This is a genomic window from Lacticaseibacillus hegangensis, from assembly GCF_003946465.1.
GTDB classification, from domain to species: domain Bacteria; phylum Bacillota; class Bacilli; order Lactobacillales; family Lactobacillaceae; genus Lacticaseibacillus; species Lacticaseibacillus hegangensis.
Window position 1 is genome coordinate 15,757 of the sequence record NZ_RHOL01000005.1, and the last position, 14,532, is coordinate 30,288.

14 protein-coding genes are annotated in these 14,532 nt (G+C 55.9%); 12 read left to right on the plus strand and 2 right to left on the minus strand.

Annotated features, from left to right (window positions below; all coding sequences use genetic code 11):
* Positions 1-60: 60 nt before the first annotated feature.
* Together EKM86_RS01875 and EKM86_RS01880 are read right to left on the minus strand one after the other, a co-directional pair.
* Positions 61-1,422, minus strand: a complete 1,362-nt coding sequence (locus tag EKM86_RS01875; protein WP_125754820.1) for a DUF4041 domain-containing protein — start codon at positions 1,420-1,422, stop codon at positions 61-63.
* A gap of 330 nt (positions 1,423-1,752) precedes the next feature.
* Entirely contained in the window at positions 1,753-1,983 is a 231-nt protein-coding gene (locus EKM86_RS01880) for a hypothetical protein (protein ID WP_125754821.1), read from the minus strand.
* A 251-nt stretch (positions 1,984-2,234) separates the two neighbouring features.
* Between EKM86_RS01880 and EKM86_RS01885 the strand changes: the two genes are divergently transcribed.
* From EKM86_RS01885 to clpX, 12 genes are all read left to right on the plus strand, one after another.
* The gene (locus tag EKM86_RS01885) at positions 2,235-2,960 is read left to right on the plus strand and encodes a sugar-binding domain-containing protein (protein WP_125754822.1); all 726 of its coding nucleotides are present in this window, start codon (positions 2,235-2,237) and stop codon (positions 2,958-2,960) included.
* Positions 2,961-2,974: 14 nt separating this feature from the next.
* The gene (locus tag EKM86_RS01890) at positions 2,975-5,071 is read left to right on the plus strand and encodes a glycoside hydrolase family 2 TIM barrel-domain containing protein (protein WP_125754823.1); all 2,097 of its coding nucleotides are present in this window, start codon (positions 2,975-2,977) and stop codon (positions 5,069-5,071) included.
* A gap of 512 nt (positions 5,072-5,583) precedes the next feature.
* Positions 5,584-6,609, plus strand: coding sequence for an anthranilate phosphoribosyltransferase (trpD, locus tag EKM86_RS01895; RefSeq protein WP_125754824.1), 1,026 nt, complete (start codon positions 5,584-5,586; stop codon positions 6,607-6,609).
* A complete protein-coding gene (trpC, locus tag EKM86_RS01900) occupies positions 6,606-7,403 on the plus strand; it encodes an indole-3-glycerol phosphate synthase TrpC (protein WP_125754825.1) in 798 nt (265 codons plus the stop codon). Before trpD ends, trpC begins: the two co-directional genes overlap by 4 nt.
* A complete protein-coding gene (locus EKM86_RS01905) occupies positions 7,400-7,978 on the plus strand; it encodes a phosphoribosylanthranilate isomerase (RefSeq protein WP_125754826.1) in 579 nt (192 codons plus the stop codon). Before trpC ends, EKM86_RS01905 begins: the two co-directional genes overlap by 4 nt.
* Position 7,979: 1 nt before the next feature.
* The gene (trpB, locus tag EKM86_RS01910) at positions 7,980-9,188 is read left to right on the plus strand and encodes a tryptophan synthase subunit beta (RefSeq protein WP_125754827.1); all 1,209 of its coding nucleotides are present in this window, start codon (positions 7,980-7,982) and stop codon (positions 9,186-9,188) included.
* Positions 9,181-9,960, plus strand: a complete 780-nt coding sequence (gene trpA / locus EKM86_RS01915; RefSeq protein ID WP_125754828.1) for a tryptophan synthase subunit alpha — start codon at positions 9,181-9,183, stop codon at positions 9,958-9,960. Before trpB ends, trpA begins: the two co-directional genes overlap by 8 nt.
* A 177-nt stretch (positions 9,961-10,137) precedes the next feature.
* The gene (locus tag EKM86_RS01920) at positions 10,138-10,710 is read left to right on the plus strand and encodes a PepSY domain-containing protein (protein WP_125754829.1); all 573 of its coding nucleotides are present in this window, start codon (positions 10,138-10,140) and stop codon (positions 10,708-10,710) included.
* 114 nt (positions 10,711-10,824) lie between these two features.
* The gene (gene tig, locus EKM86_RS01925) at positions 10,825-12,210 is read left to right on the plus strand and encodes a trigger factor (protein WP_125754830.1); all 1,386 of its coding nucleotides are present in this window, start codon (positions 10,825-10,827) and stop codon (positions 12,208-12,210) included.
* 64 nt (positions 12,211-12,274) lie between these two features.
* Complete coding sequence (locus tag EKM86_RS01930; protein WP_125754831.1) at positions 12,275-12,475, plus strand: hypothetical protein; 201 nt, start codon at positions 12,275-12,277, stop codon at positions 12,473-12,475.
* 119 nt (positions 12,476-12,594) lie between these two features.
* On the plus strand, positions 12,595-13,143 hold the full coding sequence (locus EKM86_RS01935; protein WP_164506128.1) for a DUF805 domain-containing protein: 549 nt from the start codon (positions 12,595-12,597) through the stop codon (positions 13,141-13,143).
* Positions 13,144-13,272: 129 nt separating this feature from the next.
* On the plus strand, positions 13,273-14,526 hold the full coding sequence (gene clpX, locus EKM86_RS01940; protein WP_125754833.1) for an ATP-dependent Clp protease ATP-binding subunit ClpX: 1,254 nt from the start codon (positions 13,273-13,275) through the stop codon (positions 14,524-14,526).
* Positions 14,527-14,532: the final 6 nt, after the last annotated feature.

The following is a 14,532-nucleotide window of genomic DNA, read 5'->3' on the forward strand; positions in this document are numbered from 1 at the left end:
CTGAGGTGGCCACTGCCCTTTTTACACTGTTTGATCACGATCGCGCGCGTTTTTTTCACCTTATTGTGCTTTGGAAGCCGCGACGGATTCGCGATATTCAGGCGCGTCGGGGGTCTCGGTGAAGTCTACTGTAAGATCTTTATATTCCTCCAGAGCCTTTTTGATTTCTTGAATTGAGACGTGAAAATACTCTTTCCTATTATTTACCTTATTGACCCGTTGTGTATCGAATCGTTGGTGAAGTTCCGCCTCTAGTGCATAGGCGTCATACGAAAAAATAAGCGCGTGGACATCAAATTTGAATGGGACAGAGGCCGATCCTAACTCGTCAATCCGTTCCATAGGATCCAAGCGTCTGGTCACACCAATTTTGACGATGTCAGGGCCAAAGGAACCAATATTCGAAATGATGTAGACATATCCAGCAGTTGCGTTTTGTTGTCGATAGTCCAAGTCTTTCTTTTCATCTTCAGCCTTGTCAATATTTCTTTGCAGTTCCTCAATGCTAGCTTCGACGCCTGCTCGCTCTTCCTCATTCGTCAGAGTTGCCAGCTTTTCAGTCATCTCTGACAAGGCCTTTTGATAGTGATCTAAATCTTTTTCAAGTTGTTTTTGAGCTTCTTGAATCTGTTTTTGGGCTTTTGCTTCTTCTCGTTCCCGTTCCCGCTGCTCACGCAAAGCTTCTTTCTCTTGTTGCTTTTTTGTCTCATATTCATACGCAAGATGCAGCTCGTCTTTTTTACTTGCAAGGTAATCAGGTGAAAGTTCAATGCCGTTGCCTTCATTTAGTTTGTTTAGCTGAGCAAATGACTTTGTGATTCGAGACTCAATACGATCGATATTTGAATAGGTTACTTTGTTGATAGCTGCTTCGCACTCTACGTTAAACGACCGGACGAGCTGCTTCCCGTTCTTTTTTTGAATTGCTTTGCCCTTCGCGGCAGAATTATTGAACGTCAGGGGGAAGGTGATATTATAAGCCGTTTGGTTGCTCAGCATCTTTTTCTGTTCGGTCCGAACTGACTGTAATTTATCCTTATACCCCAATGAACTAGCAAAGTCATAACGCGGCTTATACAGGCCATAGCTAGCCATCTCAACTTGCTCATCAACGTCACCGAGTTCCTTCCTCAGATTATTGATCTGTTCGGTGAGCGAAGAGATCTCTGACTGCAACTTTGCTTTAGAGTCAGAAAGTTCTCCGAGCTCAGATTGCTCCTGAACCTTTTGCTCTGAAAGAGTTTGTTCAAGCTTGCTGAGCTCGTCTTCTTTTTCATGAATAAGGGCTGCAAGTTCACTAGGCTTCATTTGTTGTGCACTGAGTTTTAAGTCAGCAATCTCTTGTAATCTTGAATTCTCAACTGTCAAGCGCTCAATTTCAGCCTTAAACTCCTTTGTTTTAAATAGATCCGCAATACCCATTTTCGTTCCTCCCTTTGATGAAAGCTCTCCCCGTGATCTAAACCAATCTATCCAATATCTCCATGCTTCTTGATATCATAATACAGCGCTTTCCTTCCTGTAAACCAGGGCTGAGCGGGCTAAGTGTAGCTTCTGGTCGGATATTCGGACAAGATATCCTCTTTTTGGTGTGAGAAGGTAAAAATATTGTAGGAGGCATCAACTCTGAATTCTCGTATTTATGAGGTACGAGGATAAATTGAAAATGCGAAAAAAGACCGCTTACTATTGTTAGTAGCGGTCTAGGTACTTAAATGCGGTGAAGAAAACTCCTAATGGCATGAAGGTTCATCAGATCCGCTTGCAGCGCGACACGATATTGCGGCTGCACACGCGGATGCGGCCGTAGCGGGTGCACTGAACAAACGCGCCTTTATGCCGGTTTCCTCCCGGGCCGCATTCGACGAATAGCTCGTCGCCTGGCTCTAGCGGGTAGTAGGTCTCTACACCGGCAGGATCAGTGCGCATGCCGAGAAAAGCCAGCTCGACTTGATAATGTGGTTGGAATTTGTTGAGTCGCATGGCAGTCTTGTCCTTTCAAAACCAGTTTGCTTGGCTACATGGGTCGTGATCGACCAGAATTGCTGATTCTGCACTTTTATTATAAAACGCGCCTACCCCGCTAGTCGCTTCAAAGGCCTCCGCAGACCCGGCGTTTGGGGGCTTAAGCTTGGCACGCAACAAAAAGTGTTCCATCGAGTACCGCGGGCTTATCGCTGCGCTATACTGGGGGCAAATTAACGATCACTTGGTCACGTGTTGGAGGTAGGGTCATGAGCAAATTGGCACCACGCACACGCTTCTTCTATTACAACGATTTGGCAACGGCGCTTGCGTACAAAGAGGCCGCATCGCCTTATATGCATTCACTGAATGGCACCTGGCAGTTCTGCTACCTACAATCGCCGCGGGAGGTACCTGAGGCGTTTACAGCCGGCGATTACGATGCCATGGACTGGCAAACAATCAAGGTGCCCGGCCACATGGAGCTGCAGGGATACGGCAAGCCAAATTACACGAATATCAGCTTTCCGATCCCGGTGGACCCAGAGGCGACCCCAGCGAAAAATCCGACCGGGTTATATTTTCGGCGCTTCACGTTCAAGCCGCAGCTAACGCGTCAAATTCTGCGCTTTGACGGTGTCGATTCCACGTTCAAGGTCTGGCTCAACGGCCAGCTGGTCGGAGATGGGCACGGCAGCCGGCTGATGACGGAGTTTGACGTCACCGACTTGCTGGTGTCAGGCGAGAACACGATTGCGGTCCAGGTGGAAAAATGGTCCAAGTACTCGTTTCTCGAGGATCAGGACCAGTGGTGGTTGAGCGGGATTTTTCGCGATGTGACTATTATTGACGAAGGCAGTCTGGATGACCTGCAGATCACGCCGCAATACCAAAAGGGCCAGTGGCAGATCGACGTGGCGGTCCAAGCGGAGGCTAAGGCGCAGTTGAATGGCAGGTTTATTTTGCCGGTGAACCGATTGCTGAAGCCGCGCTAACCGCTGGCAAAACTGTGATCACGATCCCAGATCCGCACGAGTGGACGGACGAGACGCCGAAGCTGTACACGCTGGTCGTCGAAGATAAGACGGCCGGCGCCATCGTGCCGATGCGTTTTGGCCTGCGCCGGGTCGAGATGATCGACGACCAGATTTGCCTCAATGGCGTGCCGGTGCTGTTTAACGGTGTCAACCGCCACGAGTTCAATCCGGAAACCGGCCGCGCCCTCACGCAGGACTATATTCTGAGTGAGGTCACGCAGATCAAGCGCGCCGGCATCAATGCGATCCGCACGTCCCACTATCCGAACACGCCGTATTTTTACGATGTCTGCGATGAGCTGGGGCTTCTGGTGATCGACGAGTGCGACCTCGAGACCCATGGCTTGTACGTCACTGAAATGCCGACAAATGATCCGTACTGGCGCGATGAGTTTGTTAGCCGCGCCGAGCGCATGGTGCACCGCGACTTCAACCATCCGTGCATCGTCATTTGGTCTTTGGGCAACGAAAGCGACTTCGGCGAAAACCACGTGGCAGAGGCGGCCGCGATTCGCGCGCTCGACCCCAGCCGGCTGATCCACTACGAAGGCGACCGGGAGACGGAGGTCGCCGACATGTATTCGACAATGTATACGTCGGTCGAAGACATCGAGAAGCGCGCCGTCAAGCTGAACCATCAGAAGCCGCACATTCTCTGTGAGTACGACCACGCGATGGGCAACGGCGCCGGCAGCCTGCAGGATTACCAGGATGTTTTCCGGTTGTACAAAAGTGTCCAAGGCGGCTTTATCTGGGAGTGGAAGGACCACGGTCTGAAGCAGGCCACGCCGGACGGCCCGAAATACGTCTGGGGCGGCGCATTCGGCGAGCCGGTCAACGATGGGACATTCTGCATCGACGGGCTGGTGCGCCCGGATCGGGTGCCGTCGCCGGGGCTGCTTGAATACGAGCATGTGATTCAGCCGTTCCAGTTTTTCGTGGCGCAGAACCATGTCGTAGTTAAAAGTTTGTACCATTATCAAACGACTCGCGACTTGGTGCTGCGTTGGTGGCTTGAAGTCGCAGGGGAAAAGGTGGCAGGCGGCGAGGAGGCATTGCCTCTGCTTAAACCAGGTGCGCTGAGTCCAGTCCTGGCACTGAATCTGCCTGAGACAATTGGCGCAGATGCGCTGCTTGATCTGCGAGTTGAGACAACGATGCAGCAAGGTGTGTTTGAAGCAGGGGCGCAGTTGGCGTCTGATCAGGTGGCTTATCAAGGGTTGCCGGCACAGCCTGACGCGCCGATCTCGGTGAGTCAGACTCCGGCGGCTGTGACCATCACGCGCGGGCTGCTTACCGTGACGGTTGACCGCGGCACTGGCAACATCACGCAACTCGCACAGGCCGGGACGCCGCTGCTGGCTGGTGACATCGCGCTGACGCTGGACCGTCTGCCAATCAGCAATGATATGAACGTGGTGGCGGAGCGGCAAAAGAAACGGATTGCGACGCTATTCGCGCGCTGTGAAAGCATTCAGTTGACCCAAAACGATGACACGGTGATGCTGGTAATTCGGCAACGCATCGCGCCACCAGCCATCAACTGGGGCATCGAGCTGGCAGTTACGCTGTGGGTCAGCGCAGCTGGTGTGACGATCCACACTAAGGGCTGGTTCGACGGCGAAAAGCCGACTGAAGTGCCACGCATCGGTTATCAATTGCCACTGACCACGACCATCAAAACCGTTGACTGGTTTGGCCGCGGCCTTGGGGAAAGCTATCCGGATAGTTTGGACGTCGCGCCGCTGGGCCACTATCAGCTCAACCGCGACCAGTGGGGATTCCCGTATGTGGTCCCGCAAGAATCTGGCAACCACATGGACGTGCGCTGGGCGACGATCGAGACCGCGCAGGGACCGAATCTGCATGTGGATGGGCTTAACCCGCTGAACCTGAACATCGTTGGCGGGGATGGTCAGCCGCTTGGCAATCAGTCTGCAGATCAAGTACGGCTGGACGCGCGAGTCCAGGCGCTTGGCAGCAACAGCTGTGGCCCGCTGCCACTGAAGCGGTATCGGTTGTATACGGATCCTTTCGATTTCACCGTGACGTTGAATCTGCAGAAATAATGGCGACATTTTTGCGCGAACGCCAGCGGAAATTTTTCTGGTTTGACCAAATTAATTATGTGAAAACCATTGACGCAAGATGAGAATGTGATTAGTATAAGAGCTATTCAAATAAGCACGTCCATAAACCGATGAGGTGGAGATCAAGACTATTGTGCACGCGCAGAGAGCGACCGGAGCTGGGAGTGTCGTCGAACGCAGATAGTTAAATGGACCACCGAGGGGCTGCCCAAAAGCCGAGTGTATTTTGCTTGGTGAGTCAGGAAGCACGTCTGGCACGCGTCAGTTGCCGGCAGGGTGTTAGCCCTGTGCTAAGGGGGATTCTGGATCGTCAATTGCGATCAGATCCAATTAAGGTGGCACCGCGAGTGAGAGCTCGTCCTTAAACAGCATGACTGTTTATGGGCGAGCTTTTTGTATTCTCATAAAAGGGGTAATCAACATGGTCGATAAACGATGGCAAGGCCAACTTCGCTGCCTGACACTCACGGATTCCAATAAGGAGAAAAATCATGACATTACACGAAGCAATCAACACATTGGTCAACCACAAGGATCTGACATTTGACGAAACTAAGGCGGCGCACGACGAACTGACGTCCGGCACCGCGGACGCGACGATGATCGCCAGCTACCTGACCGCGATGGCGGCCAAGGGCGTGAAACCGCAGGAAATTGCCGGCGCAGCGGATTCATTGCGGCGCAAGGCGTTGCCGTTCGACCCGCAGGCCAAAGTGATGGAGGTCGTCGGCACTGGCGGCGACCACAGCGATTCCTTCAACATTTCGACCACCTCGATGTTTGTCATCGCGGCGGCCGGCGTCAAAATCGCCAAGCACGGCAACCGCGCGGCGTCTTCAAAGAGTGGCGCGGCCGATGTGCTTGAGGCGCTGGGCTTTGACATCAACGCGACCCCGGAAAAATCGTCGCAGCTGCTGGCAGATTATAATTTCTGCTTCCTGTTTGCGCAAAAGTATCACCCGTCCATGCGCTTCGTGGGGCCGGCCCGTAAGGAACTCGGCTTCCCGACAATCTTCAACCTGATTGGCCCGCTGGCGAACCCGGCGCGGCCAACGTATGAGCTGCTCGGCGTGTACAGTAAGGACCTGATGCAGCCGATGGCGGAGGCCATCAGTCAGCTCGGCGTCACCTCCGGCATGGTAATTCACGGCGAAGACGGACTGGACGAAGTTACCGTCACCGGTCCGACCGACGCAATTCGCATCAAAAATGGCCAGTTCGAGCAACTGACGCTGAACCCTGAAGATTACGGCTTCAAGATCGCGGATAAAGCAGCGCTGGTTGGCGGCACGCCAGCCCAAAACGCCCAGATCACGCGTGCTGTGCTGAGCGGCAAGGACCAAGGGGCCAAGCGCGACGCCGTCATTTTCAACGCCGGTGTGGCGCTGAGCCTGACCGACGTGGCGCCGACCATTCAGGCCGGCATCGACCTGGCTCGCAAGACGATTGATTCAGGGACCGCCATCAAGCGGCTGGATGCGGCATTGGCAGTTGATCATGTTGAGGTGAGTGCATGATTTTGGACGACTTGGTGGCCGCGACTCAAAAGCGGCTCACTCGAGAAAAAAATGAATTGGCGCCGGCGGCGCTGCACGAACAGGCACTGGCCGCGCCGCTCCCAAAGGCGGCCGCGACCTTGCCGGCCCAGCTGCATCAGCATTTTGGCATCATTGCCGAGTGCAAACAGGCGTCACCGAGCAAAGGGCAAATTGCCGCGCGTTTTCCAGTGACGCAAATCGCCAGCGACTATGAGGCTGCCGGGGTCGACGCCATTTCGGTGCTGACCGAGCCGGATTATTTTCACGGCCAGCTGGCGGATCTCAAGGCCGTCACTCGCACCGTGAAAACGCCGGTGCTGCGTAAGGACTTCACCATCGACCGCTACATGATCGACCAGGCGCGGGTCAGCGGTGCGACGATGGTGCTGCTGATCGCGGCGATCCTGCCAGGTGAGCAGCTCCGCGACCTGTACGATTACACCTTGAAAATGGGCCTGCTGCCACTGGTCGAGTGTCACTCGGAAGCGGAGATCAACCGCGCGCTGCCGCTGCGCCCGCAGCTGATGGGCGTCAACAATCGCGACCTGCGCGACTTTTCGGTGGATTTTCAAAACAGCATCCGCCGGCGCAGGCTGATCCCGCAACAGATTGCAGTGATCGCCGAAAGCGGCGTGACCAAGCCGAGTCAGCTGCAGGAACTGCAAGCCGGCGGGCTGAACGGCACGCTGATCGGCGAGACCTTCATGAAGGCGCAGGATCGGGTCGCGACGATTCGCGAATACCGCCGTGCAGTGGAGGGGGTTCAAGCATGACGGCGGTGAAGGTGTGCGGGCTGATGACGCCAGCCGATGTGGACCTGGTCAATCGGGTTCACCCGGATTACGCCGGGTTCGTCCTGGCGGCAGGGCGCCATCAGGTCAGCCAAAGGCGCGCCATGGCGCTGGCGGCGGGCCTGGAAGCCGGCATCACGCCCGTGGCAGTGGTGGTTGAACCGGACACCGCGGCGCTGGCCGAGCTTTTTCCCATCATCACCACGATCCAGCTGCACCGCCCGGCGGATCCGCCGCTGGTGGCCGCGCTGCACGCGCTGGGGTTTGACGTGTTCGCGCGGGTGAATGCTGAGCAGCCGCTGACCACGGCGGATATGGCACTGATGGATGCCGGCGACGGCTCCGGTCAGACGCTGGACTGGCACCATCTGCCGGCCACCAACCGGCCGCTGATGCTGGCCGGCGGACTGGACGCAGCTAACGTTCAGGATGCAATCGCCTGCGCGCAGCCGGCGCTGGTCGATGCGTCAAGCCGCCTAGAAACTAACGGCCGCAAAGATGCGACGAAGGTGCATGCCTTCGTCGCCGCGGTCCGCGAGACAGAAAGGAACGTTTGAGATGTTAAAAGATAACGAGACTGATAAAAAAGATAATCGCTTCGGGGAATTTGGCGGCCAGTACGTGCCGGAAACTTTGATGTCCGAGCTGGAAAAACTGACCAAGGCCTTTGAGGACTGCAAGACGGATCCCGCGTTTCAAAAGGAGTTCCACGACCTGCTGAATAACTACGCCAACCGGCCGTCCCTGCTGTATTACGCGAAGAATATGACCGAGGACCTCGGCGGCGCGAAGATTTACCTCAAGCGCGAGGACCTCAACCACACCGGCGCACACAAGATCAACAATGTGCTGGGCCAGGTGCTGCTCGCCAAGAAGCTGGGGAAGACTCGGCTGATCGCCGAAACCGGTGCCGGCCAGCACGGTGTGGCCACGGCCACCGCGGCCGCACTGTTCGGCATGGACTGCGAGATCTTCATGGGCAAGGAAGACACTGAGCGGCAGCGCCTGAACGTGTACCGCATGGAGCTGTTGGGCGCCAAGGTGCGGCCGATCACGTCCGGCCAGGGATTGCTCAAAGACGCCGTCAACGCGGCGCTGCAGGACTGGGCGGCGCATCCCGATGACACCTATTATCTGATTGGATCCGCCATGGGCCCGGCGCCTTATCCAGCCATGGTCAAGGAGTTCCAAAGTGTCATTTCCAAGGAGTCCAAGCAGCAGATTCAGGAAGTCGAAGGGAAGCTGCCCGATGCCATCGTTGCTTGCGTCGGCGGCGGCTCCAATGCGATTGGTTCGTTTGCCGAGTACATCGACGATCCCAGTGTCAAGCTGTACGGCGTTGAGGCGGCCGGCCAGGGGATTCACTCAGGCAAGACTGCCGCGACCATGGAGCTCGGCACCCCAGGCATCTTTCACGGCATGAAGTCGGTCTTCCTGCAGAACAATGAAGGTCAGATCGACAAAGTGTACACGATTTCCGCTGGCCTTGATTACCCAGGCATCGGGCCTGAGCACGCCGCGCTGGCAGCCAGCGGGCGCGCGAAGTACGTCGGCATCACCGACGACGAGGCGGTGGCGGCGTTTGAGTACATCGCCAAAGAGGAAGGCATCATCGCCGCAATCGAAAGTTGCCATGCGGTGGCTTACGTCCAAAAGCTCGCGCCGACCATGCCGAAGGATTCAACCATTATTTGCACGTTGTCCGGGCGCGGCGATAAAGACGTGGCCAGCATCGCGAAGTACCGGGGGGTAAAGGGCATTGAGTAAATTACGAGACGTTTTTAAAAATGGCCACAAGGCATTCATTCCATTTGTGACGGCAGGCGACCCATCCGCTGATAGTACCGTCAGCCAGGTCCTAGCATTGGCCAACGCCGGTGCAGACATCGTCGAGCTCGGCGTGCCGTTTTCCGATCCGATTGCCGATGGGCCGGTGATCCAGGCGGCTGGGCTGCGCGCCTTTGCTGGTGGCATCACGGTCAACGGCGTGTTCGACATCGTGGCGAAAATTCGCGAAACCTCACAGGTGCCGCTGGTGTTTCTGACCTACGCCAATATCCCGTTCAAGTACGGCTACGATAAGTTCACCGCGCGCTGCGAGGAGCTCGGCGTATACGGCTTGGTCATTCCCGACCTGCCTGCTGAGGAAGCCGGCGAGATCCTGCCTTACACCGAAAAACACCATGTCGACCTGATCCCGCTGATCAGCCCGACCTCGGGCAGCCGGCTAGAAAAGCTGGTTCAGCACGCGACGGGCTTCATTTACATTGTGTCCGCTCTTGGCGTCACGGGTCAGCGCAACAATTTTGCGCTTAACTTGCCTGATTTGATCGCCAGCCTGCGCAAGGTCACCGACGCGCCGCTGTGCATCGGTTTTGGGGTCCACACCCCGGAGCAGGCCAAGACGCTGGCCAAGGAAGCGGACGGCGTCATCGTTGGTTCTGCCATCGTCCAAATGGTTGCGGATAACCCTGATCCGGCGCCGGTCATTGGTAAGTACACTAAGGAAATGGTGGCTGCGGTCGAATCAGCGGAATAGCGGCCATGGCGGCGGCAGGTTTAAAATTTCAGGCGATTACGGGACGCTTTCGGGCGCCCTTTTATTATCTTCAGAAAACTTATAAACAGGATAAACTATTTTGCTATGCAGAAAGCAAAACATTTGCTAAACTTGGGTTAATGACAGCGCAATCACTCACCGTAAAGGAGTCTGACAATGATCAAACGCGTCCTTATAACCATGGTTGCTCTCATGACACTTGGGCTGGCCGCTTGCGGCCATGATGATGATGATCACCAAGCCAAAGACCAGAGCAGCCAGACGACTAAATCCAGCCAGTCGACCAGCAGCAAGACTGCCCAAACCCTGCCCAAGCAGACGCTGGATCAGGCCTGGGCCATTTTCGTCAAGGCGCACCCGGATGCGCAGGTGACGTCAGTGAAGGTCGACCGCGAGACTGGGACTTATATGTATGAGATCACCGGTAACGTCGGTACGACCGAGCACGAAATGACGATCAACGGCGACACCGGCGAGACCGTCCAAGACGAGGAGGACGCGACCGACGACAACGACCCGGCAATCAAGCGCGACGGGCTGAAGCCGCTGAAGGACATCACGACGGCCGCGACCAAAAAACTGGCCGGCAGCACCGCCACCGAGTGGGACCTGGACACTGACAACGGCCAGGTCCAGTGGGAGGTCTCACTGCAGCACAACAGCGGCGAGCACGTGGTTCACGTCGACGCGTACAGCGGAGTGGCGTCTGACGCCGTGGCCGACGATTAGCCACCCGTAAAGTTTTTTTCTTGGCAGGCCCACCTAACGTTTACAAAGGTGGGCTTTTCGCGTATTATGAGACAGTATGTAATACGAATAACAGAAAATAGTCGGAGGGATATCATGGCTTCAAACTGGGAAAAGAAAGGCGACACAGAAGGTGTTTTGACCTTCGAAATCGCGCAAGATAAAATCAAACAAGGGCTGGACCAAGCGTTCAACCGCGTTAAGAAGAGCCTGAACGTACCTGGCTTCCGTAAGGGTCACGTGTCTCGCACCGTGTTCGATCACATGTACGGCGAATCCGCACTCTACGAAGACGCCCTGAACATCGTGATGCCGAGTGCTTACGATGCTGCGGTTGCCGAAGCCGGTATCAACCCGGTCGACCAGCCCAAAGTTGACATCGACTCGATGGACGAAGGCAAGCCGTGGGTCATCAAGGCCACCGTTACCGTAGCGCCAGAAGTTAAGCTGGGCGACTACAAGGGCCTTGAAGTCGACAAGCAGGACACCACCGTTTCTGACGAAGATGTTCAAAAGGAACTGGAAGACAAGCAGAAGAGCCAGGCGGAACTCGTCCTCAAAGAAGACGGCGAAGCGGAAAAGGGCGACACGGTCACGATCGATTACGTCGGCACCGTTGACGGCAAGGAATTCGATGGCGGCTCCGCCAAGAACTACTCCCTGGAGCTGGGCTCCAACTCCTTCATTCCGGGCTTTGAAGATCAGCTGATCGGCCACAAAGCCGGCGATGAAGTCACTGTCAAGGTTACCTTCCCGGATGACTACCAGGCCAAGGAACTCGAGGGCAAGGACGCCGAATTCAAGACGACCATCCACGAAGTTAAGAGCAAGGAGTTGCCTAAGCTGGACGACGACTTCGCCAAGGACTTGGACGACGAAGACGTTGACACTCTTGAAGAACTGAAGCTAAAGATCAAGTCTGACCTGCAGGAAAAGAAGGACGACGCCGCTAAGGACGCCATCCAGGAGCAGGCCATCGCCAAGGCTGTTGAGAACGCCACGATCCCGGCGATCCCACAGGCTATGATCGACACCGAAGTTGACAACCAGATGAACCAGTACATGAGCTCCATGCAGCAGCAGGGCATCTCCCCGCAAATGTACTACCAGCTGACCGGCACGTCTGAAGACGACCTGAAGAAGCAGTTCGCGGCCAACGCCGAGAGCCGCGTCAAGACGAACTTGGTCCTTGAAGCCGTGGTCAAGGCAGAAAAGATCGAGCCGACTGACGACCAGGTCAAGGAAGAGATTAAGCGCCTGGCTGGCGAGTACAATATGGAAGAGAAGGCTGTTCGCAAGGCCCTCACCGACGACATGCTGAAGCACGACATCGGCGTTCAGGACGCGATCACGTTGATCACGGACAACGTCAAGGAAGTCGTACCGAAGGCAGAAAAGAAGCCGGCCAAGAAAGCTGATAAGCAGGACGACGCCAAGGCTGAACAAAAGGCCGACGCTAAGGATGCCAAAGACGCCAAGTAATTAACGTGGCGCTGCACCTCTCGCCTAGGCGAGGGGTGTTTTTCTATTCTGAGGAGGGTGGCCCATGATTCGATTATCCCGCTTGATCGTGCGGCTGGCCGGCGGACCCGGCAAGCGGCCGCTGCTCATTATGCTGAGCGGCCTGGCGCTGGTGCTGCTGTCGCGGCGCCGCGGGCTGAGTCAAACCGCCCGGCGGCTGGTGTTCACCATCGGGATCGCCGCCATCGTGGCCGGGCTCTTGTTCCTGGTGCTGGGCGTTAACTGAACACAGACGAAAAGGCCGGGTCACCGGCCTTTGTTGTCCGTAAATATCCAAGAGGTCGAATTAATGACAGCATGCGACAGGTCGTGTATGCTGTAGTCAAGAAAACGGGAGGTGACGTCATGGCCAAACCGGTCAGTACTGAGGTGCAGCGTCAGACAGGCAACACATACTATCGCGCCGGCTTTTTGCGGGCGGGGATCGGCTTTTTTGCCAACTACGTCAATTTCACTGGTCGCTCCAGTCGCAGCGAGTACTGGTGGGTCGCGCTGTGGCGGCTGCTCATTGCGGTCTTGTTCGTCGCGGCGGCGTGGCTGATTTTGGGGGTTGATGAAGGCATCGTCAAGTTGTTCAGTGGGGACATGCCGCGCTTGGCCAGCTTGATCGCCTGGCTTTTGATTTTGATCCTGTACGGCCTGGCGAGCATCGTGCCGGCGCTTGCGCTTGAGGTGCGCCGCTTCCGCGATGCCGGCTGGTCGTGGTGGTGGATGGTCGGATTTTACGGGACGGCCTCGCTGGGCGGGATTCTGGTGTCCACTGGTGAGCTTAACAACCAACCATGGGGCTATGCCATTGGCACGGCGCTGATCGTGGTAACCGCGATTTTTGAACTGGTCATCGATTTGCTGCCGACTAAAAACCCGCCTGTGGCCGGCAATCACGCCAACTAAACTGCGGCCAATTTAATGAGGCGCCGCGCTTGCAGGGACCCTAGGCGTATGCTATGCTAGCGCGAGTGCAACTAGGAATGATGCCCTTAGTTTGGTATCATGGAGTTAACAAGAAGGGGTTGAAAGTTAATGTTTGACAACGTTGAAACCACCGGGCCTGTGACCTGTTCGTTCTGCGGCAAGTCGCAGGACCAGGTGAAAAAGATCGTTGCTGGCCCTGGCGTTTACATCTGTAATGAATGTATCGACCTGTGCAAGGAGATCATTGACGAGGAGTTCAAGCAGGATGCCGCTGACAACATGCTTGAAGTACCGAAGCCAGTCGAGATTCTGAAGGTCCTAAACGACTATGTGATCGGCCAAGACGCCGCCAAAAAGGCGCTGGCCGTCGCGGTTTACAACCACTACAAGCGCGTGAACCAGATGAACGTGGCCGAAAAAGGCGACACGGAGCTGCAAAAGTCCAACATCGCCTTGATCGGGCCGACTGGGTCCGGGAAAACCTTCCTGGCCCAGACGCTGGCGCGCATTTTGAACGTGCCGTTTGCCATCGCGGACGCGACGACCCTGACCGAAGCGGGCTACGTGGGTGAAGACGTTGAAAACATCTTGCTCAAGCTCCTGCAAAACGCCGACTACGATGTCGAGCGCGCGGAAAAGGGCATCGTCTACATCGATGAAATCGATAAGATCGCCAAAAAAGCTGAAAATGTCTCGATCACGCGGGATGTTTCCGGTGAAGGCGTTCAGCAGGCGCTGCTGAAGATCTTGGAAGGCACCATCGCCAACGTGCCACCGCAGGGCGGCCGCAAGCACCCGCAGCAGGAATTCATCCAGATCGACACGACGAACATCCTGTTTATTGTCGGTGGTGCGTTTGATGGCATCGAATCAATCGTGAAGAACCGGCTCGGCGAAAAGACGATTGGCTTCGGCAAGAACTCAGACGAGTCCAAGCTCGCCGAGGGTAAGTCACTGATGCAGCAGGTCGTTCCGGAAGACCTGATGAAGTTCGGGATCATTCCTGAATTCATCGGCCGGATCCCGATCATTGCCTCGCTGGAGAAGCTGACCGAAGACGACTTGGTCCGCATCCTGACCGAGCCAAAGAACGCGCTGGTCAAGCAGTATCAGAAGCTGTTATCCCTGGACAACACCGAGCTAGAGTTTACATCCGGTGCGCTGCACGCGATTGCTCATAAGGCGATCGAGCGCGACACCGGGGCGCGCGGCTTGCGGTCCATCATCGAAGCGGTCATGCAGGACATGATGTTCACCCTCCCTTCAGAACCAGACGTGACCAAGGCCGTTGTGACCAAGGGCGCCGTTGAAGGAACTGGCAAACCGGAGCTGATTAAAGCAAAAGACCAAAAGGCGTCCTAAGCAGAC

What these genes read in the sequence shown, in the direction of transcription:
- EKM86_RS01875 (WP_125754820.1), bottom strand. Translation starts at nt 1,422, where the DNA reads ATGGGTATTGCGGATCTATTTAAAACAAAGGAGTTTAAGGCTGAAATT.
- EKM86_RS01880 (WP_125754821.1), bottom strand. Translation starts at nt 1,983, where the DNA reads ATGCGACTCAACAAATTCCAACCACATTATCAAGTCGAGCTGGCTTTT.
- EKM86_RS01885 (WP_125754822.1), top strand. Translation starts at nt 2,235, where the DNA reads ATGAGCAAATTGGCACCACGCACACGCTTCTTCTATTACAACGATTTG.
- trpD (WP_125754824.1), top strand. Translation starts at nt 5,584, where the DNA reads ATGACATTACACGAAGCAATCAACACATTGGTCAACCACAAGGATCTG.
- trpC (WP_125754825.1), top strand. Translation starts at nt 6,606, where the DNA reads ATGATTTTGGACGACTTGGTGGCCGCGACTCAAAAGCGGCTCACTCGA.
- EKM86_RS01905 (WP_125754826.1), top strand. Translation starts at nt 7,400, where the DNA reads ATGACGGCGGTGAAGGTGTGCGGGCTGATGACGCCAGCCGATGTGGAC.
- trpB (WP_125754827.1), top strand. Translation starts at nt 7,980, where the DNA reads ATGTTAAAAGATAACGAGACTGATAAAAAAGATAATCGCTTCGGGGAA.
- EKM86_RS01920 (WP_125754829.1), top strand. Translation starts at nt 10,138, where the DNA reads ATGATCAAACGCGTCCTTATAACCATGGTTGCTCTCATGACACTTGGG.
- tig (WP_125754830.1), top strand. Translation starts at nt 10,825, where the DNA reads ATGGCTTCAAACTGGGAAAAGAAAGGCGACACAGAAGGTGTTTTGACC.
- EKM86_RS01930 (WP_125754831.1), top strand. Translation starts at nt 12,275, where the DNA reads ATGATTCGATTATCCCGCTTGATCGTGCGGCTGGCCGGCGGACCCGGC.
- EKM86_RS01935 (WP_164506128.1), top strand. Translation starts at nt 12,595, where the DNA reads ATGGCCAAACCGGTCAGTACTGAGGTGCAGCGTCAGACAGGCAACACA.
- clpX (WP_125754833.1), top strand. Translation starts at nt 13,273, where the DNA reads ATGTTTGACAACGTTGAAACCACCGGGCCTGTGACCTGTTCGTTCTGC.